Origin of the sequence: Streptomyces sp. NPDC007856 (genome assembly GCF_042868225.1) — a bacterium.
GTDB lineage: Bacteria > Actinomycetota > Actinomycetes > Streptomycetales > Streptomycetaceae > Streptomyces.
The window spans coordinates 299,909-323,035 of record NZ_JBIAEC010000009.1 but is presented as its reverse complement, the minus strand read 5'-3'; the positions used below and the strand labels follow the sequence as shown (position 1 = coordinate 323,035).

26 protein-coding genes and 1 riboswitch are annotated in these 23,127 nt (G+C 69.9%); of the genes, 19 read left to right on the top strand and 7 right to left on the bottom strand.

Features of this window, described 5'->3' with window-relative positions; genetic code table 11:
- Window positions 1-136: 136 nt before the first annotated feature.
- The 7 genes from ACFYOH_RS23120 (at window position 137) to ACFYOH_RS23090 (ending at window position 5,722) form a co-directional block, all read left to right on the top strand.
- On the top strand, window positions 137-904 hold the full coding sequence (locus tag ACFYOH_RS23120) for an enoyl-CoA hydratase/isomerase family protein (protein WP_388628382.1): 768 nt from the start codon (window positions 137-139) through the stop codon (window positions 902-904).
- Between the two features lie 299 nt (window positions 905-1,203).
- Window positions 1,204-1,707, top strand: coding sequence for an ATP-binding protein (locus tag ACFYOH_RS23115; protein ID WP_388628379.1), 504 nt, complete (start codon window positions 1,204-1,206; stop codon window positions 1,705-1,707).
- An 85-nt stretch (window positions 1,708-1,792) separates the two neighbouring features.
- A complete protein-coding gene (locus ACFYOH_RS23110; protein ID WP_388628376.1) occupies window positions 1,793-2,596 on the top strand; it encodes a polysaccharide deacetylase family protein in 804 nt (267 codons plus the stop codon).
- A complete protein-coding gene (locus ACFYOH_RS23105) occupies window positions 2,596-3,783 on the top strand; it encodes a hypothetical protein (RefSeq protein WP_388628373.1) in 1,188 nt (395 codons plus the stop codon). Before ACFYOH_RS23110 ends, ACFYOH_RS23105 begins: the two co-directional genes overlap by 1 nt.
- 77 nt (window positions 3,784-3,860) lie before the next feature.
- Window positions 3,861-4,469 carry an ADP-ribosyltransferase gene (locus ACFYOH_RS23100; RefSeq protein ID WP_388628370.1) on the top strand — a complete coding sequence of 203 codons (609 nt, stop codon included), beginning with the start codon at window positions 3,861-3,863 and terminating at the stop codon, window positions 4,467-4,469.
- 69 nt (window positions 4,470-4,538) lie between these two features.
- The gene (locus ACFYOH_RS23095) at window positions 4,539-5,450 is read left to right on the top strand and encodes a MerR family transcriptional regulator (RefSeq protein WP_388628367.1); all 912 of its coding nucleotides are present in this window, start codon (window positions 4,539-4,541) and stop codon (window positions 5,448-5,450) included.
- Between the two features lie 59 nt (window positions 5,451-5,509).
- Window positions 5,510-5,722, top strand: a complete 213-nt coding sequence (locus ACFYOH_RS23090) for an EF-hand domain-containing protein (protein ID WP_388628471.1) — start codon at window positions 5,510-5,512, stop codon at window positions 5,720-5,722.
- A 112-nt stretch (window positions 5,723-5,834) separates the two neighbouring features.
- Here ACFYOH_RS23090 and ACFYOH_RS23085 read toward each other — a convergent pair whose 3' ends face one another.
- A complete protein-coding gene (locus tag ACFYOH_RS23085) occupies window positions 5,835-5,984 on the bottom strand; it encodes a hypothetical protein (RefSeq protein WP_388628364.1) in 150 nt (49 codons plus the stop codon).
- Window positions 5,985-6,083: 99 nt separating this feature from the next.
- Between ACFYOH_RS23085 and ACFYOH_RS23080 the strand changes: the two genes are divergently transcribed.
- Together ACFYOH_RS23080 and ACFYOH_RS23075 are read left to right on the top strand one after the other, a co-directional pair.
- A complete protein-coding gene (locus ACFYOH_RS23080; RefSeq protein WP_388628361.1) occupies window positions 6,084-6,275 on the top strand; it encodes a hypothetical protein in 192 nt (63 codons plus the stop codon).
- 106 nt (window positions 6,276-6,381) lie between these two features.
- Window positions 6,382-7,044, top strand: coding sequence for an NADPH-dependent F420 reductase (locus ACFYOH_RS23075; RefSeq protein ID WP_388628358.1), 663 nt, complete (start codon window positions 6,382-6,384; stop codon window positions 7,042-7,044).
- A gap of 24 nt (window positions 7,045-7,068) precedes the next feature.
- Here the strand turns inward: ACFYOH_RS23075 and ACFYOH_RS23070 are convergent, their stop codons facing one another.
- Both ACFYOH_RS23070 and ACFYOH_RS23065 read right to left on the bottom strand, forming a co-directional pair.
- Window positions 7,069-7,623 (bottom strand): GH25 family lysozyme, encoded by a 555-nt coding sequence (locus tag ACFYOH_RS23070; protein ID WP_388628355.1) that lies wholly within the window; start codon window positions 7,621-7,623, stop codon window positions 7,069-7,071.
- Between the two features lie 95 nt (window positions 7,624-7,718).
- On the bottom strand, window positions 7,719-8,756 hold the full coding sequence (locus tag ACFYOH_RS23065; RefSeq protein ID WP_388628352.1) for a phosphatidylinositol-specific phospholipase C domain-containing protein: 1,038 nt from the start codon (window positions 8,754-8,756) through the stop codon (window positions 7,719-7,721).
- A gap of 153 nt (window positions 8,757-8,909) precedes the next feature.
- On the opposite strand from ACFYOH_RS23065, the gene ACFYOH_RS23060 reads away from it, so the two are divergent.
- The 3 genes from ACFYOH_RS23060 to ACFYOH_RS23050 are packed head-to-tail and all read left to right on the top strand — an operon-like array spanning window position 8,910 to window position 10,316.
- Window positions 8,910-9,089 carry a CopG family transcriptional regulator gene (locus tag ACFYOH_RS23060; RefSeq protein ID WP_055704477.1) on the top strand — a complete coding sequence of 60 codons (180 nt, stop codon included), beginning with the start codon at window positions 8,910-8,912 and terminating at the stop codon, window positions 9,087-9,089.
- A 1-nt stretch (window position 9,090) separates the two neighbouring features.
- Window positions 9,091-9,435 carry a VOC family protein gene (locus ACFYOH_RS23055; RefSeq protein ID WP_388628349.1) on the top strand — a complete coding sequence of 115 codons (345 nt, stop codon included), beginning with the start codon at window positions 9,091-9,093 and terminating at the stop codon, window positions 9,433-9,435.
- A 20-nt stretch (window positions 9,436-9,455) separates the two neighbouring features.
- Window positions 9,456-10,316: a class I SAM-dependent methyltransferase gene (locus tag ACFYOH_RS23050; protein WP_388628346.1), complete on the top strand. Its 861-nt coding sequence runs from the start codon at window positions 9,456-9,458 to the stop codon at window positions 10,314-10,316.
- Window positions 10,317-10,530: 214 nt separating this feature from the next.
- Here the strand turns inward: ACFYOH_RS23050 and ACFYOH_RS23045 are convergent, their stop codons facing one another.
- From ACFYOH_RS23045 to gcvT, 4 genes are all read right to left on the bottom strand, one after another.
- Window positions 10,531-11,898: an L-serine ammonia-lyase gene (locus ACFYOH_RS23045; RefSeq protein WP_388628343.1), complete on the bottom strand. Its 1,368-nt coding sequence runs from the start codon at window positions 11,896-11,898 to the stop codon at window positions 10,531-10,533.
- 82 nt (window positions 11,899-11,980) lie between these two features.
- Window positions 11,981-13,249 (bottom strand): serine hydroxymethyltransferase, encoded by a 1,269-nt coding sequence (gene glyA / locus ACFYOH_RS23040; protein ID WP_388628340.1) that lies wholly within the window; start codon window positions 13,247-13,249, stop codon window positions 11,981-11,983.
- Between the two features lie 14 nt (window positions 13,250-13,263).
- Window positions 13,264-13,641: a glycine cleavage system protein GcvH gene (gene gcvH, locus ACFYOH_RS23035; RefSeq protein ID WP_388628337.1), complete on the bottom strand. Its 378-nt coding sequence runs from the start codon at window positions 13,639-13,641 to the stop codon at window positions 13,264-13,266.
- A 109-nt stretch (window positions 13,642-13,750) separates the two neighbouring features.
- A complete protein-coding gene (gene gcvT, locus ACFYOH_RS23030) occupies window positions 13,751-14,869 on the bottom strand; it encodes a glycine cleavage system aminomethyltransferase GcvT (RefSeq protein WP_388628334.1) in 1,119 nt (372 codons plus the stop codon).
- Between the two features lie 153 nt (window positions 14,870-15,022).
- Window positions 15,023-15,119, bottom strand: a riboswitch (glycine riboswitch).
- 155 nt (window positions 15,120-15,274) lie between these two features.
- Between gcvT and ACFYOH_RS23025 the strand changes: the two genes are divergently transcribed.
- The 7 genes from ACFYOH_RS23025 (at window position 15,275) to ACFYOH_RS22995 (ending at window position 23,123) form a co-directional block, all read left to right on the top strand.
- On the top strand, window positions 15,275-15,979 hold the full coding sequence (locus ACFYOH_RS23025) for an AAA family ATPase (protein WP_388628468.1): 705 nt from the start codon (window positions 15,275-15,277) through the stop codon (window positions 15,977-15,979).
- Window positions 15,980-16,045: 66 nt separating this feature from the next.
- Window positions 16,046-16,837 (top strand): enhanced serine sensitivity protein SseB, encoded by a 792-nt coding sequence (locus ACFYOH_RS23020; protein WP_388628332.1) that lies wholly within the window; start codon window positions 16,046-16,048, stop codon window positions 16,835-16,837.
- Window positions 16,838-16,995: 158 nt separating this feature from the next.
- A complete protein-coding gene (locus tag ACFYOH_RS23015; RefSeq protein ID WP_388628329.1) occupies window positions 16,996-17,787 on the top strand; it encodes an enhanced serine sensitivity protein SseB C-terminal domain-containing protein in 792 nt (263 codons plus the stop codon).
- Between the two features lie 386 nt (window positions 17,788-18,173).
- Window positions 18,174-19,172, top strand: a complete 999-nt coding sequence (locus ACFYOH_RS23010; RefSeq protein ID WP_388628326.1) for an ABC transporter permease — start codon at window positions 18,174-18,176, stop codon at window positions 19,170-19,172.
- A gap of 28 nt (window positions 19,173-19,200) precedes the next feature.
- Window positions 19,201-20,943, top strand: a complete 1,743-nt coding sequence (locus ACFYOH_RS23005; protein WP_388628323.1) for an ABC transporter substrate-binding protein — start codon at window positions 19,201-19,203, stop codon at window positions 20,941-20,943.
- A 90-nt stretch (window positions 20,944-21,033) separates the two neighbouring features.
- The gene (locus ACFYOH_RS23000) at window positions 21,034-22,044 is read left to right on the top strand and encodes an ABC transporter permease (RefSeq protein WP_388628321.1); all 1,011 of its coding nucleotides are present in this window, start codon (window positions 21,034-21,036) and stop codon (window positions 22,042-22,044) included.
- A complete protein-coding gene (locus ACFYOH_RS22995) occupies window positions 22,041-23,123 on the top strand; it encodes an ABC transporter ATP-binding protein (RefSeq protein WP_388628318.1) in 1,083 nt (360 codons plus the stop codon). Before ACFYOH_RS23000 ends, ACFYOH_RS22995 begins: the two co-directional genes overlap by 4 nt.
- The last annotated feature ends 4 nt before the right edge of the window (window positions 23,124-23,127 follow it).

Below are 23,127 nucleotides of genomic sequence, written 5' to 3'. Positions count from 1 at the left end.
GCTGTGAGGTACGGCACCGGGTCCGTCGCCGTTAGTGCCCGTGCTGTGCCTGCCTGGGGGACAACCCCCAGACCCCCGGCCGAATGTGATCGACCGCACCGGACCGGTTGCCGTTAGTGCCCGTTAACCTGCCTCCATGACCGTGAATCTCGAAGTCGCCGAAGGCGTCGGGACCCTGCGTCTCGACCGGCCGCCGATGAACGCGCTGGACGTCGCCACCCAGGACCGGCTCAAGGAGCTCGCCGAGGAGGCCACGCGCCGCGACGACGTGCGCGCCGTGGTGATCTACGGCGGCGAGCGGGTGTTCGCGGCGGGCGCGGACATCAAGGAGATGCAGAACATGGACCACACCGCGATGGTCCTGCGCGCCCGCGCCCTGCAGGACTCCTTCACCGCCGTGGCCCGCATCCCCAAGCCCGTCGTCGCCGCCATCACCGGCTACGCCCTCGGCGGCGGCTGCGAACTCGCCCTGTGTGCCGACTACCGCATCGCCGCCGAGAACGCCAAGCTCGGCCAGCCCGAGATCCTGCTCGGCCTGATCCCGGGCGCCGGCGGCACCCAGCGGCTGCCCCGGTTGGTCGGACCGTCCAAGGCCAAGGACCTCATCTTCACGGGCCGTCAGGTCAAGGCCGACGAGGCCCTCGCGATCGGCCTGGTGGACCGGGTCGTCCCGGCCGCCGAGGTGTACGAGCAGGCGCACGCCTGGGCCGCGAAGCTCGCCCAGGGCCCGGCGATCGCCCTGCGCGCGGCGAAGGAGTCCGTCGACACCGGCCTCGAGACCGACATCGACACCGGCCTCGCCGTCGAACGGAACTGGTTCGCGGGCCTGTTCGCCACCGAGGACCGCGAGACCGGCATGCGCAGCTTCGTGGAGGAGGGCCCCGGCAAGGCCAAGTTCCGCTGAGCGTCAGCGGTGTGAACTTACCGGTAACTCCTCTGGGGACCCTTGCAATTGACTCGGCGTCTCATCCGGGTCCCTCGATGGGGCGGTTTATGGGAGCCTTAAGGCAACCTTAAGCCTGCCTCGTCGGGGGAGCCGGACGATTGCCCCCAAGTGAGCCGTCTTCGCAGGTCAACCGGGCTGTACCAGCGAGTGACATGTCGTTGGCATATGACAGTTGGTCGGCGGAGAACGGGGGCGTGCAAGGGGCGTATTCCGCCGGAACGGCCCCCAAGACTGCTCCGGGCCGCCATCATGGGGGCATGGCGGGGCTGGAGGGCATCGAACAGCCGCGGGGACACAGCCGTGCGGCCGCGGCACGCTGGTCGCCCGCGGTCGAGGACGAACAGGCGCTCGAGGCGCTCGAACTGTTCGGCAACCCGACGGAGGCGGAGGTGCCGCTGCCGTCCCGCCCGGAGTCCGCGGCGACCGCCCGCCGGCTCGCCCAGGTCGTGGTGCTGCGCACCTGGCGACTCACCCCCAAGCTGACCGAGGACGCCGTCTTACTCGTGTCCGAACTCGTCGGCAACGCCGTACGGCACACCGGCGCCCGGGTCTTCGGCCTGCGGATGCGCCGCCGCCCCGGCTGGATCCGGGTGGAGGTCCGCGACCCCTCGCGCGGCCTGCCCTGTCTGATGCCCGTCCAGGAGATGGACGTCAGCGGCCGGGGCCTCTTCCTCGTGGACAAGCTCTCCGACCGGTGGGGCGTGGACCTGCTGCCGAGGGGCAAGACGACCTGGTTCGAGATGCGGGTGGCCGACAGGTAGCGAGGGGATGTCATTCGCCCTACCGCGACCCGAAATAGTCCCCCTTTCGGGGCAATCTACGGTTTTCTTACCTGGCGCCCCTTAAATGGTGCGGGTGACCACCACCAACCGACGCGGGGTGCTGCGCGCGGGCGCCGGGCTCGTCGCCGGCGGCGCGCTCGCCGCCGGTTGCGGCGCAGGCCAGGCCGCCCCGCCCCACGCCCCGGACTCAGCCTCCCCCTCCGGCACCCCCTCCGGCCACCGCGCGGCCCGTGCGCACCCGGCCCCCGCCCCCCGCGCCTACCCCCGTCAGCCCGCCCAGATCACCCACGGCCCACGCACCCGCCCCCAGGTCGCGCTCACCTTCCACGGCCAGGGCGACCCCGGCCTCGCCCACTCCCTGCTCGACACGGCCGAGCAGCACGGCGCCCGGCTCACCGTGCTCGCCGTCGGCACCTGGCTGGACGAACACCCCGACATCGCCCGCCGGATCCTCGAAGGCGGCCACGACCTCGGCAACCACACCCAACGGCACATCTCCATCAACGACATGGCCGAGGCGGACGCCCGCAAGGAGATCACCGACTGCGCGGACCGGCTGAAGCGGCTCACCGGTTCCATCGGCACCTGGTTCCGCCCCTCCCGCTCGCCGACCGCCTCCCCACTCGTCGCCCGGCTCGCCCGCGCCGCCGGGTATCCGCATGTGCTGTCGTACGACGTCGACTCGCTCGACTACACCCGGCCTGGCGCCGCCGCCGTCACCCGCAAGGTTCTCGCCGAAGTGCGCAGCGGGTCGGTGGTGAGCCTGCACTTCGGGTACCCGGACACGGTCGCCGCCCTGCCCGCCCTCCTCCACGAACTCGACCGCCGCGCGCTGCACGCGGTCACCACCACGGAGCTGCTGAGCTGATGCGAACCACCAAAGCCGCCCGGCTGCTGGCCGCCGGTGCCGCCCTCACCGCCCTGACGCTGCTGTCCGCGTGCAGTTCGGAGTCACAGCACCACACGGGCGACGCCTTGCTCAGCAAGGCCCCGGCCCAGCCCGGCAACGGCAGGCGGCAGATGAACATGCTGCCAGGGATGCCCCCGGTGCAGGACCCGAAGGACCTCTACTCCGCGGACCGTCCGAACCAACTCTCCCCGGTCGTCAGGGACTTCCCGTCCCGGGTGTACGTCCCCAACACCAACTCCGACACCGTCACCGTCATCGACCCGGAGACCTACAAGGTCATCGACACGATCCCGGTCGGCCACCAGCCGCAGCACGTCGTGCCGTCCTGGGACCTGAAGACCCTCTGGGTCAACAACGACCTCGGCAACAGCCTCACCCCCATCGACCCGAAGACCGGCAAGGCCGGCAAGCCGGTCGCCGTGCACGACCCGTACAACCTGTACTTCACGCCCGACGGAAAGTACGCCGTCGTCATGGCCTCCAGAGACCGCCAGCTGGTCTTCCGCGACGCGCACACCATGAAGGTCGTCAAGGCCGTGCCGGTCAGCTGCTACGGCGTCAACCACGCCGACTTCTCCCCGGACGGCCGCTACTTCATCGTCTCCTGCGAGTTCAGCGGCGAGATCCTCAAGGTCGACACCGCGAAGATGAAGGTCGTCCGCCAGGAGCGGCTGCCGTACGAGGGCGCGATGCCGCAGGACGTCAAGATCTCCCCGGACGGCAAGCTGTTCTACATCGCCGACATGGTGGCGAACGGCCTGTGGATCCTCGACGGCGACAAGTTCACCAAGCCCCGCTTCCTCTACACCGGCAAGGGTGCCCACGGCCTCTACGTCAGCCGCGACTCCCGCGAGATGTACATCTCCAACCGCGGCGAGGGCACCATCTCCCTCTTCGACTTCACCAAGAAGCGGCTCACCAAGAAGTGGCATCTGCCCGGCGGCGGCAGCCCCGACATGGGCGGTGTCTCCGCCGACGGCAAGGTGCTGTGGCTGTCCGGCCGCTACAACGCCGAGGTGTACGCCATCGACACGCAGACCGGCAAGGAACTGGCCCGCATCAAGGTCGGCAGCGGCCCGCACGGCCTCGCCGTCTACCCGCAGCCGGGCCGCTACTCGCTCGGGCACACCGGCATTTTCCGCTGACCGCACGGCAGTTGGACACGCCGACGATCGGGTGATGATCCGCGCGCGACACCCGTTCAACCGACATCGTGCTGCGCATGATCATCACCCGTTTGCGGCGCCGCACCGCCGCCGCCGTCCTGTCCCTCGGCGCCGTCCTCGCCACCACGGCGGCCACCGCCCCCGCGACCCCTGTCCCGGCCCGGGCCGCGAAGGCCGCGCCCGCCTGTCCCCAGTTCGAGGACAGGCTCAAGGCCGCCGCCGACCGGAACGTGGACCTCGGCCGGATCACCCCGGCACCGGCCTGGCGCACCACCTGCGGCACGCTCTACCGCAGCGACAGCCGCGGCCCGGCGACCGTCTTCGTGCAGGGCTTCCACCCCAAGGACGTGGTGAACGGCCAGTACGACATCGAGCAGTACGTCCTGGTCAACCAGCCGTCGCCGTACGTGTCGACGACGTACGACCACGACCTGTACAAGACCTGGTACAAGTCGGGCTACAACTACTACATCGACGCCCCGGGCGGCATCGACGTCAACAAGACCATCGGCGACACCCACAAGTGGGCCGAGCAGGTCGAGGTCGCCTTCCCCGGCGGCGTCGCCCGGCAGTACGTCATCGGCGTCTGCCCGGTCGACAAGAGGACCAAGGTGGAGATCATGAGCGACTGCGAGAGCAATCCGTACTACCAGCCCTGGCACTGACGGCCGGGGAGCGGGTCCGCGGGTCCGCTCCTTGAGTCTCCACCCACTGGAAGGCCCAGACTCGCCGACATGACCGAACACGGCACCGGACTTCTCACCATCGGCGAGCTGGCCCGGGCCACCGGGCTGACCGTACGCACCATCCGCTACTGGTCCGACGAGGGCGTCCTCACCCCGGTGACCCGGTCCACCGGCGGCTACCGGCTCTACGACAGCGCCGCCGCAGCCCGCCTGGAGCTGATCCGCACCCTGCGCGAGCTGGGGCTCGGCCTGGACGACGTACGCAAGGTGCTGGCCGGGGAGCGCACGGTCGCCGAGGCCGCGGCCACCCACGTCGCCGCCCTGGACGCGCAGATCCGGTCGCTGAAGGTGACCCGCGCGGTGCTGTCGACGGTCGCCCGACGAGGTTCGACGGCACAGGAGACGACTCTCATGAACAAACTGGCGCGGCTGTCGGCCGCGGAGCGGCAGCGGATCGTGGACGACTTCGTGGAGGAGATCTTCCACGGGCTCGACACCGCCGACCCCTGGATCCGGGAGCGCACCCGGACCCTCGGCGTGGCGCTGCCGGACGACCCCACCCCGGCGCAGGTCGACGCCTGGGTGGAGCTGGCGGAACTGCTGCAGAACTCGGACTTCCGGGCCGCGATGCGCCGGATGATCGAGTTCAACGCCGCCGACCGCACCCCGGACACCCCGGCCGGCGCCTCGGCGATGTTCTTCAAGCGGCTGGTCGAACTGGTCGGCGCCGCGCGGGAACGCGGAGTGACCCCGCGGTCACCCGAGGCGGACGCGGTCCTGACCGAACTGCTCGGCGCGGACACCGACCGCGCGGCCGTGCTCCGTCGTATCGACCTCGGCAACGAGGTGGCCCGCTACCGGGAGTTGGCCGCCGTGATCAAGGGCGAGCAGGAGCCCCCGAGGTTCCAGGAGGAGTTCGGCTGGGTGGTCGCGGCACTGAAGGCCTGGCCGGGCCGTTAATCTGACCAGCGTCAGTACGCCAGCACGGCATGAGAAACACGACCAAAAGGGGCGGATCGGTGGCGGACATCGAGGAAGCACGCAAGCAGTTCCAGCGGATCGACGCGGACGGTGACGGATTCATCACCGCCGCCGAGTTCAAGTCCGCCCTGGCCCAGGAGGGTGACTGGAACGTCACGGAGACGGTCGCCGAGGCCATCATCAAACAGCGGGACCTCAACGGCGACAAGGTGCTGTCGTTCGACGAGTTCTGGGCGTACCTCAACAAGTGACGTGCCGACAGGGGCCCTCACCGTGGTGAGGGCCCCTTCGCCATGACCGGGCCCCGGGGAGGCTCACGGCAGTACCGGGCACCCGGCGGCGGAGGTCAGCCCCGGCCCCGGTTCACCGCGGACAGCACCGCCGCACCGAGGCCGCGAGCGCCGAGCCGTCCCGCCCGGCACCCCGCAGGACCTCGTCGCCGACCCGGCACCGGGCGTAGGCGACCGTGTCACCGTCCACGTCCGCCTGCTCGACCACGTCCAGCACCTCCACCGCGCACCCCGCGCCCGCGAGCGCGTCCGCGAAGGCCGTCAGCGGGCTGCCGCCGGTGCCCTCGTGGTCGCCTGCGTGGCCGTCCGCCCGGGTCAGCGTGTGTCCAGGCCGTACGCCGGCGCCGCCGCCGTGCTGGACCTCACCCGCCCCCGCGAGGACGCCCCCGACACCGGCGACGACAGCCACGCGGCCCTCGTCCGGGCCATCGCCGAGGGGAACGCCGGGGAGGCGGCGGCGGTGCTGCTGGGGGAGCTGGAGGAGACGCTGGAGCTGCTGCGGGGGCGGCGGTGAGCGCGTTCACCTGATCGGCGCAACGGCGGAATAGCACCCGCGCCCAAGGGGTTGTCGCCACCGACAGACGCATGCACACGCATACAATCATCCCGGAAGGCCTGTCATGAAGATCGGCATCATCGGCGCGGGGAACATCGGCGGCAACCTCACCCGGCGGCTCACCGCCCTCGGCCACGATGTGTCCGTGGCCAACTCCCGCGGCCCCGAGACACTCAAGGAACTGGCCGAGGAGACCGGCGCGACCGCGGTCCGGGCCGAGGACGCGGCCAAGGGTGCCGAGGTGGTGGTCGTCACCGTCCCCCTCAAGGCGGTCCCGAACCTACCCTCCGGCCTGCTGGACGGCGCCGCCGAGGGCGTGGCCGTGATCGACACCGGAAACTACTACCCGCGCGAGCGCGACGGCCGGATCGCCGGCATCGAGGACGAGGGCCGCACCGAGAGCCGCTGGACCGAGCACCACCTCGGCCACCCGGTGATCAAGGCCTTCAACGGCACCTACGCCCAGGACATCCTGGACCGCCCCCGCCCCGCCGGTGACCCCGAGCGCATCGCCCTGCCGGTGGCCGGCGACGACGCGGCGGCCAAGGCGAAGGTCCGCGCCCTGATCGACGAGCTGGGCTTCGACACGGTCGACGCGGGCGGCATCGACGACTCCTGGCGCCAGCAGCCCGGCACCCCCGTCTACGGCCTCCGCGCCGACGTGGAAGGAGTGAAGAAGGCCCTCACGGCGGCCTCCCCGGAACGCCCGGCGGAATTCCGGGGCTGAGACCCACGCACGATCTGCGCGGTCCTAGGGCGTGGCCCACTCCTTCAGCGCGGCCTTGCTGGGGAAGGCGGCCACGTCCTTGTCGTGGGGCTCGCTGGTGTACTGGTGGAAGAGCCACTTCGCCTTGATGCGGGGGTGGCCCGCAGTGACGTAGTCGGCGATCCAGAGGCCGTCGCCCGCGTAGGAGGTCGTGTCGACGCGCAACCAGAAGTCCCTGTTCGCGTAGAGCACGACCCGGTGGTGTGGCCTCAGCTGCTTCACCTTCTTGATGAAGGCGTCCTTCTCCGCGTTGCTCGCGTGGGTGCCGTCGCCGGTGGTCTCCCAGTCGACGGCGAGGATGTCGCCCGCCCTGGACGGGGCGGCGGTCACGAAGTGCTCGGCCTGGGCGGTGACGTCGCCCGGCCACAGGAAGTGGTAGAAGCCCACGACCAGGCCGGCGTCGCGGGCGGTCTTCGCCTGGGCCGTGGCGTGGGGGTTGACGTACGTACGGCCCTCCGTCGCCTTGATGAAGGCGAAGGAGAGGCCGCTCGTGTCGTACGAGGACGACTGGTACGCGCTGACGTCGATGCCGCGGAGCATGTGGGGACTCCTCGAGGTGCCGGTGGGGGGAAAGGAGTTGCTGGTTGACTGATGCCCCACGATGGCGCGCCCGATCCGTCCCGGACGGTGGAACGTCAGCTCCGGGTGACCACCGAACTGAGGACCGAAGCCGACTTCGCCGACCAGTCGGAGGTGATGATGCTCGCGTGGTCCTTGGCCAGCAGGTCCAGCCGGGCGGCGACTTCGGCGTCCGTCGGGTCGGTGGAGGAGATGGCGGGGGAGACGTTGTAGGCGTCGGTCATGATCGAGATGTAGTGGTTCGTGGAGTAGAACGACGTGTCGTAGCCGTTGTTGACGTACGTCGCCGCGTCACCGTCGAAGAACACGAACCAGGGGCGGATCGAGGTGTCGGAGGTCCAGCGGGTCGCGCGCGGGTCGCCGTTCGCCGCGCCCAGCACCGCGGGGAAGGCCTCGGCCTGCGAGATGTTCCCGGCCGCGTGCAGGTCGCGCAGGTGGTCGCCGTACTCCTGGTCCGTCCAGTAGTGGTCGAAGGGGTTGTTCATCTCCACGGTGCCGGGGATCACCTCGAAGATGAACTTGCCCTTGAGCGAGTCGCGGCTGGGCCAGGCGTTGGCCTTGGCGGCCGCGTCCAGCGTGCCGTAGGTGCCGCCCAGCAGGTCGGCCGGCTTGTACACGCTGCTGCCGAGCTTCTGGTTGATCAGCGTGTCGAACTCGTCCGGACCGAGCCCGGCGTTGTTGTTGAAGCCGACCTTCATCTCGATCTTGAAGACGATCGGCGGGTGGCCGGGGTGGAGCTGGTTCCAGGCCGCGATGTTGTCCAGGCAGCTGCCGAAGTCCTGGTTGCGGTTCTTGCTGTACAGCTCGCTCGGGGTCTTCGCCGCCTCGCAGTTGTTGTCGTCGCCCAGCGGATTGCTGTGGCTGACCCGCCAGCGGTGGCTGAGGCTGTCCACGTACACGTCCAGCTCCAGCAGCGAGGCGCCGGAGTCCAGCGCCTGTGCGAAGTAGGTGTACTTGGCCTTGTCGTACGCGTTGTGCGTGCCGATCGCCGTCGTCTCGGAGAACTTCGGCTCCGCCGCGTGGGCGTTGCCCGGCCCCACCATCAGCAGGGCACCGGCACCCACGAGCGCCGCCAGCCGTCTCACCGCACCCATTGCTCAACTCCCCTTTGTCGTCACTGAGTTGGCGGCAGCGTAGGAGCAAGCAGTTGCTGCGCGGTAGCCCCCGGAGGAACATCAGCCACTCTCCGGCCGGCGCGTTGTTCGTCACCGCTGGCGGCTAGATTGCTAGCATGCTAGCCTCCGGGTGTGGGTGATGAGGAAGTCAAGCAGTTCAACGTGTACCTGCCGATCGGACTGATCAAGCAGGTCAAGTACCGCGCCATCGAGTCGGGCATGTCCTTGTCGGCACTGGTCGCAGAAGCACTGCGCGCCTACCTCGACGACGCCCATGGGCAGGAACAGCAGTCGACCGAGAAGGAGAGCTGACATGGCGACCGAGGGCATCGAGGCCGTGTTCCTGGAGACGCACAACTGGGGCAGGGCGGCGAAGTTCTTCCAGGCGCTCGGTTACGACCTGGAGTTCGCGACCGACCACAACTCCGGCCAGTTCCGGTGCGGCGACGGGCCGTACGTGTTCATCGCCGAGGTCCCCGAGGACCGCGAGCCGCGGACGCAGATCGTGCTGAAGGTGCCGGACGCGGACGCGTTCCGCGCCGACCCCGCCGTCGAGGTGGTCACGCCCTTCGAGGACACCCACTTCGGGACCCGGATGATGACGGTCCGCGACCCGGACGGGCGGCTGTGGAGCCTCCAGGCCCCCGCCGCGAAGTGACGGGAACGGGGAGCAGCACCATGACCGACGAGCGAACCGGAACGCCGGACAACACCGCGGTGCGGTGCGCCCTGTGGCGGGCGATGCACGTCCAGGTCGATCCGCCGCCCCACGTCCTGGAGGACGAGATCGGGCTGCGGCTCGCGGACCCCGGCGACGGCTGGCGCGACCGCCCGGACATGGACCCGGAGGCCACCCGCGGATTCCGGGCCGCCATGGTGGCCCGCGCCCGCTTCATCGAGGACCTGGTCGCCGAGCAGGCGGACCGGGGCGTCGACCAGTACGTCCTCCTCGGCGCCGGCCTCGACACCTTCGCCCAGCGCAGTCCGGAGACCGCGTCCCGGGTGCACGTCTTCGAGGTCGACCAGCCCGGCACGCAGAACTTCAAGCGCCGGCGCCTCGCCGAACTCGGCTATGGCATCCCCGACCGGCTGCACCTGGTGCCGGTCGACTTCGAGACGAGCGCCGGGAGTTGGCCGGAGCAGCTCACCGCGGCGGGATTCGACCCCGGCCGCCCGGCGGTCGTCGCCTCCTCCGGCGTCACGATGTACCTCACCAAGGAGGCCACGGCGGCCACCCTGCGCCGGATCGCGGGGTTCGCCCCCGGCTCGACCCTTGCCATGACCTTCCTGCTGCCGGAGGACCTGGTGGACGAGCGCGACCGGGCCGGCCTCAAGGCGAGCGCGGCGGGCGCCCGGGCATCCGGCACGCCGTTCCTCAGCTTCTACACCCCGGACGAGATGCTGACCCTGGCCCGCGAGGCCGGCTTCAGGGAGGCCCACCACGTCCCGGGCGCCTCACACGCCCAGCGCTACTTCACCGCCCGCACCGACGGCCTGCGCCCGTCGACCGGGGAGGACCTGCTGCTGGCCCGGACGTGACGCCCTCCGGGGCGGACCACTGGAATTCGTGGCGGGCAGAGCGCTGGAGAGCGGCAAGGCCGTTCTCCGCGGTGATGTCGTTCCGCTGCGGATGCCTCTGGCTTCGAGGAAGAACTGATCCAGCGGGACCCGGACCCGCTGAGCATCCGGAGGCCGGATCTTTCCCTGCCCGCGTCCCGCCCGCGCTGATCGGGAAGTCCAGGGGCCTTTTCCCTCAGCACTCGATGATGTTGACCGCCAAGCCGCCCCGCGCCGTCTCCTTGTACTTCACGGACATGTCCGCGCCGGTGTCCTTCATGGTCTTGATGACCTTGTCCAGGGACACCTTGTGGGAGCCGTCGCCGCGCATGGCCATCTTCGCCGCCGTGACCGCCTTCACCGCGGCCATGCCGTTGCGCTCGATGCACGGGATCTGGACCAGGCCGCCGACCGGGTCGCAGGTCAGGCCGAGGTTGTGCTCCATGCCGATCTCGGCGGCGTTCTCCACCTGCTCCGGGGAGCCGCCGAGGACCTCGGCCAGTGCGCCCGCGGCCATCGAGCAGGCGGAGCCGACCTCGCCCTGGCAGCCGACCTCGGCGCCGGAGATCGAGGCGTTCTCCTTGAAGAGCATGCCGATCGCGCCCGCGGCCAGCAGGAAGCGGACCACTCCGTCCTCGTCGGCGCCGGGGACGAAGTTGATGTAGTAGTGCAGGACCGCCGGGATGATGCCGGCCGCGCCGTTCGTGGGCGCGGTGACGACCCGGCCGCCCGCCGCGTTCTCCTCGTTCACGGCCATGGCGTAGAGCGTGATCCACTCCATGGCGTGGGCCAGCGGATCGCCCTCGGCGCGCAGCTGGCGGGCGGAGACGGCCGCGCGGCGGCGCACCTTCAGGCCGCCGGGCAGGATGCCCTCGCGGGACATGCCGCGCCGGACGCACTCGCGCATCACCCGCCAGATCTCCAGCAGGCCCGCGCGGATCTCCTCCTCCGTGCGCCAGGACCGCTCGTTCTCCAGCATCAGGGAGGAGATCGACAGGCCGGTCTCCTTCGTCAGGCGGAGCAGCTCGTCGCCGGTGCGGAAGGGGTACTTCAGGACCGTGTCGTCCAGCTTGATCCGGTCCGCGCCGACCGCCTCCTCGTCCACGACGAAGCCGCCGCCGACCGAGTAGTACGTCTTCGACAGCAGCTCCGCGCCGGAGGCGTCGTAGGCCCACAGCGTCATGCCGTTGGCGTGGTACGGCAGGGCCTTGCGGCGGTGCAGCACGAGATCCTTGTCGAAGGAGAAGGGGATCTCGTGCTCGCCGAGGAGGCTGATCCGGCCCGCGGCCTTGATCGCCTCCACGCGCGCGTCCGCCGTCTCCACGTCCACCGTGCGCGGCGAGTCGCCGGTCAGGCCGAGCAGGACGGCCTTCGGGGTGCCGTGGCCGTGCCCGGTCGCGCCCAGGGAGCCGTACAGCTCCGTCCGGACGGTGGCGGCCTTTTCCAGCAGCCCTTCGTTGCGCAGGCGGCGGGCGAACATCCGCGCCGCACGCATCGGGCCGACCGTGTGGGAGCTGGACGGGCCGATGCCGATCGAGAACAGGTCGAAGACCGAGATGGCCACGGTCACTCCTCAAGACAGGGGGTGGCGGGGCACCCTCCGGGATCTCCGTCGGGCGCCCCACCGGGGACTTACTTGTCCGGGCCTACTTGTTCAGGCCCGGGTACAGCGGGTGCTTGTCGGCGAGCGCCTTCACGCGCGCCTTGAGGGCCTCCGCGTCGTAGGACGGCTTCAGCGCCTCGGCGATCACGTCCGCGACCTCGGCGAAGTCCTCGGCCGTGAAGCCGCGGGTGGCGAGGGCGGGCGTACCGATCCGCAGGCCCGACGTCACCATCGGGGGACGCGGGTCGTTCGGGACCGCGTTGCGGTTGACCGTGATGCCGACCTCGTGGAGGCGGTCCTCGGCCTGCTGGCCGTCCAGCTCGGACTCGCGCAGGTCGACCAGGATCAGGTGCACGTCCGTGCCGCCGGACAGCACGTTCACCCCGGCCTCGCGCGCGTCCGCCGCCGTCAGGCGCTCGGCGAGGATGCGGGCACCCTCCACGGTACGACGCTGGCGCTCCTTGAACTCCTCCGAGGCGGCGACCTTGAAGGAGACGGCCTTCGCCGCGATCACGTGCTCCAGGGGACCGCCCTGGAAGCCCGGGAAGACGGAGGAGTTCAGCTTCTTCGCGAAGTCCTTGCCGCGGGCGAGGATGATGCCGCCGCGCGGACCGCCGAGCGTCTTGTGCGTGGTGGAGGTCACCACGTCGGCGTAGGGCACCGGGTTGGCGTGCAGACCGGCCGCGACCAGGCCCGCGAAGTGCGCCATGTCGACCCACAGGTAGGCATCGACCTCGTCCGCGATCCGGCGGAACTCCGCGAAGTCCAGCTCGCGCGGGTACGCCGACCAGCCCGCGATGATCACCTTCGGGCGGTGCTCCTTGGCGAGCCGCTCGACCTCGGCCATGTCGACCAGGCCGGTTGCGGCGTCCACGTGGTAGGCGACCACGTTGAACTGCTTGCCGGAGAAGTTCAGGCGCATGCCGTGGGTCAGGTGGCCGCCGTGCGCGAGGTCCAGGCCGAGGATGGTGTCCCCGGGCTGGGCGAGGGCGAACAGGGCCGCCTGGTTGGCGGAGGCGCCGGAGTGGGGCTGGACGTTGGCGTACTCGGCGCCGAACAGCTCCTTGATCCGGTCGATGGCGATCTGCTCGGCGACGTCGACGTGCTCGCAGCCGCCGTAGTAGCGGCGGCCGGGGTAGCCCTCGGCGTACTTGTTGGTGAGGACGGAGCCCTGCGCCTCCATCACCGCGAGCGGCGCGAAGTTCTCGGAGGCGATCATCTCCAGCGTGGACTGCTGGCGGCCGAGCTCGGCGTCGACCGCGGCGGCGATCTCCGGGTCCAGCTCGTGCAGGGACGTGTTCAGGACGGTCATACGGCTACGACTCCTCAGCCGGCGGTCTCGGCGGTGTACTCGTCGGCGGAGAGCAGGTCGGCCGGCTCCTCCGCGACGCGCACCTTGAACAGCCAGCCGCCCTCGAAGGGGGCCGAGTTCACCAGCGACGGGTCGTTGACGACGTCGTCGTTGACCTCGGTGACCTCACCGGTGACCGGCGAGTACAGGTCGGAGACCGACTTGGTCGACTCCAGCTCGCCGCAGGTCTCGCCCGCGGTCACGGTGGAGCCGACCTCGGGGAGCTGGGCGTAGACCACATCGCCGAGCGCGTTGGCCGCGAACTCGGTGATGCCGACCGTCGACACGCCGTCCTCGGCGGGCGACAGCCACTCGTGCTCCTTGCTGTAGCGCAGCTGCTGGGGGTTGCTCATGGCCTGAATTCTCCTGTACGCGCGGGAGTGCTGATGAAGGGGGGACTGCTGAGACCGCTGGTGAGCAGCGGAAACGTGCGCTGGGTCACACAGTGACCGCGCCCAGTGTCTACTTCTGGCGCTTGTAGAAGGGCAGCGCCACGACCTCGTACGGCTCGTGGCTGCCCCGGATGTCCACGCCGACGCCCTCGGTGCCCGGCGCCGCGTGCGCCGCGTCGACGTAGGCCATGGCGATCGGCTTGCCCAGGGTGGGGGAGGGGGCGCCGGAGGTGACCTCGCCGATCACCTCGCCGCCGGCGACGACGGTGTACCCGGCGCGCGGCACCCGACGGCCCTCGGCGATCAGCCCGACGAGGACGCGCGGCGGGTTGGCCTCGGCCCTGGCGGCGGCCTCGGTGAGCACCTCGCGCCCCACGAAGTCGCCCTCCTTCTCGAACTTCACCACCCGGCCCAGCCCGGCGTCGAAGGGGGTGAGCGAGGTGGTCAGCTCATGCCCGTACAGCGGCATGCCCGCCTCCAGGCGCAGGGTGTCCCGGCAGGACAGGCCGCACGGGACCAGGCCGACGCCCTCGCCGGCCTTGGTCAGCGCCTGCCACAGCTCGACCGCGTGCTCGGGCTTCACGAACAGCTCGAAGCCGTCCTCGCCGGTGTACCCGGTGCGGGCGATCAGTGCCGGGACGCCGGCGACCGTGCCGGGCAGGCCGGCGTAGTACTTCAGGCCGTCGAGGTCGGCGTCGGTGAGGGACTTCAGGATGCCGGGGGACTCCGGGCCCTGGACGGCGATCAGCGCGTAGGCGTCCCGGTCGTCGCGGACCTCGGTGTCGAAGCCGGCGGCGCGCTCGGTCAGCGCGTCCAGCACCACCTGGGCGTTGGAGGCGTTGGCGACGACCATGTACTCGGTCTCGGCGAGCCGGTAGACGATCAGGTCGTCCAGGATGCCGCCGTCGGCCTGGCAGATCATGGTGTAGCGGGCGCGGCCCACGCCGACGGAGGCGATGTTGCCGACCAGCGCGAAGTTCAGGAAGGCGGCCGCCCCGTCGCCGGTGACGGTGATCTCGCCCATGTGGGAGAGGTCGAAGAGACCCGCCTTCGTCCGCACGGCGATGTGCTCGTCGCGCTCGGAGCCGTAGCGCAGCGGCATGTCCCAGCCGGCGAAGTCGGTCATCGTCGCACCGAGCGAGCGATGCAGGGCATCGAGCGCGGTGTGACGGAGTTCGGTACTGCTCATCGGTCGGTCGTCTCCCAGGAAACAGGACGGGCGAGGAACGTTCCTCCCCATCTGTCATCGGAACCTGAGAGGTTCGCCACGACCGCCACGGGGCGATCACGGCTTGCACCTTGGGTGGAGCCACTGACGCAGCAGCCCGCTTTTCAGATGTGCCTCGCCCGCGCGGTAACGGGGCCTGAGAGATTCAAGGGAGGGACTTGCTCCTTCGGCGCCCCAGCGAAGCTGCTGGGAACTCTCCCGCGCGGATTCAAGCGGCCGGTATGCAGTTGGCGGCCACATCATCGCATGGCGAGCGGGCTTTTGTAACCGACCTGTGGCAGGACGTGGACCCCACCGACGACATCGTCCATTACCTTCTCTTTACGCAGTCGGGGAATGAAGATTACCGGCCGACAGGGGAGGACGATCACGGTGAACAGGACCCCGGTGTACGCCACCGCCACCGCCACCGCCACCGCCACCGCCACCGCCACCGCCACCGCCACCGCCACCGCCACCACCGGCATCGCGGTGCCGAGGCAGCGTCCCGCCCCGGCCCCGGTCGTCCGGGACCTGCGGGACCGGGCCGGCCGTGGCCCGCACGCCCTGGCCTTCGGCCCCCGCGACCTCGCCGTGATCACCGGCCTGCCCGGCAGCGGCAAGTCGACCCTGATGCGGCGCGCGGTCACCGGCCCCCGCATCGACTCCCAGGACTCCCGCGACCGCTGGGCGGCCCGCCTGCCGGCCTTCCTCCCCTACACCCTCTACCGCCCCCTGGTCCGCCTCGCCCACTACGCCGGCCTGCGCCGCGCCCTGCGCACCGGCGAGGGCGTCGTCGTGCACGACTGCGGCACCCAGTCCTGGGTGCGCGCCTGGCTCGCCCGGGAGGCCCGCCGTCGCGGCGGCACCCTCCATCTGCTCCTGCTCGACGTCACCCCCGAGACCGCGCGCGAGGGCCAGCGCGAGCGCGGCCGGGGCGTCTCCGGGTACGCCTTCCGCCGCCACCGCCGCACCACCGCCCGGCTGCTGGACGCGGTCGAGCGCGGCGAGCTGCCCTCGGGCTGCGGTGCGGCCGTGCTGCTGGACCGGCCGGCGGCAAACGCCCTGCGGCGGATCGCCTTCACAAGGTGAGGCACTGTCACAGCCACCCGCTAGCCTTCATGGTCACAGCAGTGGTTCCCAGCAGGCGGTAGGCAGATGGACTTCCCGGCGGACATTCCCGCGGACTTCCCGGCACAGGCGCACCCCCAGCCGCACGGCGGCTGGCCAGGCAACGAGCTGGAGGAGGTGCTCTCGGCCTCCCTCGGCATACCCGCCGCGGCCGGCCGGATCATCGAGGTGCTGGGCCGGAGCCTGCTCTGGATCCCGCTGCCGAGCGGCGGCGGCCCGGACAGCGGCCCGCTCGACCTGCCCACGCTGGACATCGGCGGCCAGGCGTACGTCCCGGTGTTCAGCTCCGAGGAGCAGCTGCGCCAGGCGGCCGGCTCCCACATGCCGTACACCATCGCCCCGGCCGTGGAGTTCGCCCGTGGCCTGCCCGCGCAGATCGGCATCGCGGTGAACCCCGACGCCCTGGTCGGCATCCCGCTCCCGCCTGCGGCGGTGGCCGAGCTGTGCCGCACCGGCCGTACCCCGCTCGACGGCCCGAACACCGGCGCCCGGGTCCGCCTCTTCGAGCCGGACTGGCAGGACGACCCGGTCGACTTCCTCTCCGCCGCGTCCGCCGAGTTCGCCGAGACCGGCGTGGTCCGCACCGCCCGCCGCTGCCTGGCCGCCATAGAGACGGACGAGCCGGTGATGTTCGTGGGCGTCGAACTCTCCCAGTGGGAGGGCGACCTGCGCGCCCTGCCACTCCAGGCCCTGGGCCGGGCCCTCGGCAAAGTCCCGGTCAAGTGGCCGGTCAACCTGGTCCTCCTGGACGTGACGGACGACCCGGTGGCCGAATGGCTGAGGTCGCACGTCCGGCCCTTCTACCAGTACGGCCACTGAGCCGGCCCAGGGACGCGGGGCTGTATCGGCATGCGGCTCCGCCGCGTGGCCGCGATCACCACCCGCGCACCCGTACCCGCGCACGGACCCAAGGCCCCGAGCTACCGGGCGCATAAGCTGTCTCCCAACACCGGGGCACAAAAAGAAGGGCACGACAGGTGAGCGCGAGCCACAGCGGCAGCGTCGGCGTGGAACACACGCTGCGCCAGGTCACCCCCGGCCGCTACGACGCCTACGAAGCCCTGCTCCGTGCCCTCGCCACCCCCTCCTCCGGCCAGATCTGGATGCTCCTGTGGCACGGCCAGGCCGGCTCCCCGGACGCCCAGTACGGGAACATGGAGGTCGACGGCTTCCAGTACGCCCCCTGTGTCACCTCCGCCCAGGAGCTCTCCGCCAGCGGCTGGAACCGGTCGTACGAGGTCGTCGACGGACTCGACGTGGCCCGCACCCTCTACCCCGACCACTACGGTCTCTGGCTCAACCCGCACGCCCCGGGCGGCGGCGTCGGCATCCCCTGGCTGGACCTGCGCCGCATCGCCACGGGCCTGGACCGCCAGCCCGCGGGCCCGCTCCGGCTGACCGAACCCGGCATCGCGATCCCGCAGTTCTACGCCCTGCTCGCGCAGAACGCGCACCGCACCCCGGCCCTGCGCTCCCTGCGCCGCGCCTGGGTGCAGCCGGCGCTCGGCGCGCCGTACCTCGCCATCGGCCTGGACGTGTACGACACCTCCCCGGCCGCGGTCGACTCGGTGCGCGCGATGATGCAGCAGTCCGTCGGCGCCGTCCCGGAGGGCCTGCCGGTGTCGACGGTCGCCATGACCGACGACTACGACCCGGTCGTGATGTGGATGCGGGCCAACGCCCGCCCGTTCTACGACCGCGAGGCCCACGCGGCACCGGCGCCCGCGCCCGACCCCGGATACGGGTACACGAGCCCGAGGCCCTACTGAGCACCGGCCCGATGTGACGCCGGTCACGATGGCGGGTCCGGCGGCCTCGATCGGTCTCAACTGCCCTGTTTGCGCGCCCGAATAGGGCCGGTACGCCCCCTGATGTCCACGTCCGACAGGCGATCTTCCCTGTTCGGATAACGGAATCCCCTAGGTGGCATCACGTTTACGCATACTTTCTCCATCAGGCCTGGCGCGTGATCGAGAGCGCGTTGAAGACTCGCCTCTCAAGACGCGAGGCCATCGATCCTGTGATCGAACCAATCACGGGAACAGCTGGCTCTCTGGGCCGTCACCCACGTGCGGCCGGCGCAGGTAAGTGAACCAAGCCGCCCACAGCGGCGGACAAAGGCCGGTCACCACCGGCGAGAGGAGTCAGGTCAACTGTGACCGCACCGATCGAGACCACCGGGGCAGAGGCCGGAGCGCCTCCCGAGTCTGTGCTCGCCGGGGCCAAGAAGAGCCAGATCGAAGGGCGTTCACTCAGCCAGATCGCCTGGACCCGGTTCAAGCGGGACAAGGTGGCCGTGGCGGGCGGCGTCGTCGTCATCCTGCTCGTGCTGATGGCGGTGCTCGCCAAGCCGATCGAGTGGATCTTCGGGCTCGATCCGGACAAGTTCAACCAGGACCTCATCGACCCGGCGCTCCTCGCGCCCAAGGGCGGCTTCGGCGGCATGAGCTGGGCCCACCCGCTGGGCGTGGACCCGCAGTACGGCCGCGACATGCTCGCCCGCATCATCGACGGCTCCTGGGTCTCCCTCCTGGTCGCCGGTGGCGCCACCCTCCTCTCGGTGGTCATCGGCACGGTACTCGGCGTTGTCGCCGGCTACTACGGCGGCTGGGTCGACAGCATCATCAGCAAGCTCATGGACACCTTCCTGGCGTTCCCGCTGCTGCTGTTCGCCATCGCCATCTCGGCTTCCGTGCAGGACGGCTTCTTCGGGCTCAACGGTCTGCCGCTGCGGATCTCCGTGCTGATCTTCGTGATCGGCTTCTTCAGCTGGCCGTACATCGGGCGTATCGTGCGCGCTCAGACGATGACCCTGCGCAGGCGGGAATTCGTCGAGGCCGCCACCAGCCTGGGAGCCCGCGGCCCGTACATCCTGTTCCGGGAACTGCTCCCCAACCTCGTCGCGCCGATCCTCGTCTACTCGACGCTGATCATCCCGACGAACATCCTCTTCGAGGCCGCGCTGAGCTTCCTCGGAGTCGGCATCGCTCCGCCGCAGGCCTCCTGGGGCGGCATGCTCAGCAACGCCGTGGATCTCTACACCGCAGATCCGCAGTACATGTTCGTGCCCGGACTGGCGATCTTCATCACCGTCCTGGCATTCAACCTGCTGGGTGACGGGCTGCGTGACGCGCTCGACCCTCGCAGCAAGTGATCCATCGATAGAGGGGATCTTCCTCAACGTGAAGACGAGAAGGGTTATCGCCGCCGTGGCATCGGTCACGGTGCTCTCCCTGAGCGCGGCCGCGTGCGGCGGCGGGGGCGGCAAGAGCAGCAGTGGCGGCAACGGAACGAAGGACGCGGCGCTGGACTCCATCGTCAACGCGTCGAGCAAGAAGGGAGGCACGCTCAACCTGGAAGACTCTGACGTGCCGGACTCCCTTGACCCGGGCAACACCTACTACGGCTTCGTGCAGAACTTCTCGCGCCTGTACGCGCGGACGCTCGTCACGTTCAAGCCGGCCGCGGGCAAGGACGGCCTCACGGTCGTCCCGGACCTCGCGGAGTCCCTGGGCACGCCCAGCAAGGACGCCAAGACCTGGACGTACCACCTGCGTTCGGGCCTGAAGTTCGAGGACGGGACGCCGATCACGTCCAAGGACGTCAAGTACGCGATCGAGCGCTCCAACTTCGCGCCCGAGGCCCTGTCCAACGGCCCGACGTACTTCAAGGCGTACCTGGAGGGCGGCGACAAGTACAAGGGCCCGTACAAGGACAAGAACGGCCTGGCGTCCATCGCCACCCCGGACGACCGTACGATCGTCTTCCACCTGAACCAGCCGTTCGCCGACTTCGACTACCTGGCGACCTTCTCCCAGACGGCCCCCGTGCCGCAGGCGAAGGACGACGGTGCGAAGTACGTCCAGCACATCGTGTCCTCCGGCCCCTACAAGTTCGCGTCGTACGAGGAGGGCGCCAGCGCCGCCCTCGTCCGCAACCCGAACTGGGACCCGAAGACGGACCCGATCCGCAAGGCCCTGCCGGACAAGATCAACGTCAAGTTCAAGGTCAACCCGGTCTCGATCGACAACGACCTGCTGGCTGACAAGATCACGGCCGACATCGCGGGCGCCGGTGTGCAGCCGCAGACCCAGCCGAAGGTCCTGAACGGCAAGTACGCCAAGCAGACGGACAACTCCTACGCCGGCGCCACCGGTTACATGGCGCTGAACCTGCACGTCGCGCCGTTCGACAACGTGCACTGCCGCAAGGCCGTGCAGTGGGCGGTCGACAAGCAGTCGGTGATCGACGCCATGGGCGGCTCGCCGAAGGGTGACGTGGCCACCACGCTGCTGCCGCCGTCCGTCAACGGCTACACCAAGTTCGACGAGTACCCGTCCGCGGGCCACAAGGGTGACGTGGCCAAGGCCAAGGACGAGCTGAAGCAGTGCGGCAAGCCGAACGGCTTCTCCACCACGCTGACGGCCCGTTCCGACCGTCCCTCCGAGATCGCGGGCGCCACGGCCATCCAGAACTCCCTGAAGGCCGTCGGCATCAACGTCGACATCAAGCAGTTCCCGTCCGGCAAGTACTTCGCCAACTTCGCCGGTGTCCCGAGCTACGTCCACCAGCACAAGCTCGGCATGATGATGATGGCGTGGGGCGCCGACTGGCCGACCGGCTACGGCTTCCTCGACCAGATCATCGACGGCAGCGCCATCAAGCCCTCGGGCGGCAACAACCTGATGGAGCTGAACGACCCGAAGATCAACGCCGCTCTCAAGGCGGCCATCGGCAACACCGACAACGCGGCCCGCACCAAGGCCTGGGGCGACATCGACAAGATGGTCGCCGACAACGCCTCGGTCGTCCCGCTGATCTACCGCAAGAACCTGCTGATCAGGCCCACGTCCGCGACCAACGTCACGGTGACGCAGGCGTACCTCGGCATGTACGACTACCTGCTGCTGAGCTCCTCGAAGTAACAGCAGGCCGGATACCCCTGAAAGGCAGGTGAAGGCACCGGGTGGCCGGGGCGGACACACCCCGCCCCGGCCACCCGGAGCCGCACAGCTGTGGCTGCGTACATCATCCGACGCGTCTTCGGCGCATTGGTACTGCTGCTGGTGGTCAGCGCAGTCACCTTCGCCATCTTCTTCCTGGTCCCCCGGCTCGGCGGCCAGACAGCCACCCAGCTGGCCACCCAGTACGTCGGCAAGGACGCCAACCCCGCGTCCGTCGCCGCGATCAAGCACAACCTGGGACTCGACCAGCCCATCTACGTTCAGTACTGGGACTACATCAAGGGCCTGTTCGTGGGCGCCGACTACAAGTTCGGCCCCGACGCGACGCACTGCAGCGCCCCCTGCTTCGGGTACTCCTTCAAGAGTCACGTCGAAGTGTGGCCCCAGCTCCAGCAGCGCATCCCGGTCTCCTTCTCGCTGGCTGTCGGCGCGGCGGTGATCTGGCTGATCTTCGGTGTGACGACCGGTGTCGTCTCGGCGCTCCGCAAGGGCAAGCCGGTGGACCGCATCTCGATGTTCATCGCGCTCGCCGGCGTCTCGCTGCCGATCTTCTTCACCGGCCAGGTGATCAACGCGCTGTTCGTCTACCAGTGGCCCATCTGGGACAGCACCGACTACGTGCCGTTCACCCAGAACCCGGCCGACTGGGCCTGGCACCTGCTGCTGCCCTGGGTCAGCCTCGCGTTCCTCTTCTCCGCCACCTACGCCCGGCTCACCCGGGCGGGCATGCTGGAGACGATGAGCGAGGACTACATCCGCACGGCACGCGCCAAGGGCCTCAAGGAGTCCGTGGTCGTCACCAAGCACGGGCTGCGTTCCACGCTCACCCCGATCGTGACCATCTTCGGTATGGACTTCGGCACCCTCATCGGTACCGCGGTGCTCACCGAGACCGTCTTCTCCCTGCAGGGTGTCGGCGCGTACTCCATCCAGGCCATCAAGGACAACGACCTGCCCATCGTGATGGGCGTGACCCTGGTCGCCGCGTTCTTCATCGTCTTGTGCAATCTCCTCGTCGACCTGGTGTACGCAGCCATCGACCCCCGCGTGAGGTACTCGTGAGCAAGCTCGAAAAGGCGGCGCTCGGCGAACCGGCCGGCTCCGCCCCCTCCGACGCCGACGACGCGTTCCTCTCCGTACGCGATCTGCGCATCCACTTCAACACCGACGACGGCCTGGTCAAGTCGGTGGACGGTGTCAGCTTCGACGTGCGCCGGGGCAAGACACTGGGCATCGTCGGTGAGTCCGGTTCCGGCAAGTCCGTCACCTCGCTCGGCGTGATGGGCCTGCACCGCGCGGCCAACGCCCACGTCTCGGGCGAGGTCTGGCTGGACGGCCAGGAACTGATCGCCGCCGACCCGGACGAGGTCCGGCGGATGCGCGGCCGCAAGATGGCGATGATCTTCCAGGACCCGCTGTCCGCGATGCACCCCTACTACACGGTCGGGGCGCAGATCGTCGAGGCCTACCGGGTCCACCACAAGGTCAGCAAGAAGGTCGCCAAACAGCGGGCGATCGAGATGCTGGACCGCGTGGGCATCCCGGAGCCGGCCAAGCGTGTCGACGGCTACCCGCACGAGTTCTCCGGCGGTATGCGCCAGCGCGCGATGATCGCGATGGCGCTGGTGAACAACCCCGAGCTGCTCATCGCCGACGAGCCGACCACCGCCCTGGACGTCACCGTCCAGGCGCAGATCCTGGACCTGATCCGGGATCTGCAGAAGGAGTTCGGCTCCGCGGTCATCATGATCACGCACGACCTCGGTGTGGTCGCCGAGATGGCCGACGACCTGCTGGTCATGTACGGCGGCCGGTGCGTGGAGCGCGGGCCGGCCGAGGAGGTCTTCGCCGCGCCCCGCCACCCCTACACCTGGGGTCTGCTCGGCTCGATGCCGCGGCTGGACCGGGAGGAGACCGACCGGCTCATCCCGATCAAGGGCTCCCCGCCCTCCCTCATCAACGTCCCGTCCGGGTGCGCCTTCAATCCGCGCTGCCCGTACGCGGACATCCCGAAGGACAACGTCACCCGCACGGTCCGCCCCGAGCTGACCGAGGTCGGCAGCGGGCACTGGGCGGCCTGCCACATGACGCAGGAGCAGCGGGAGCGTATCTGGACCGAAGAGATTGCGCCGAAGCTGTGAGCGA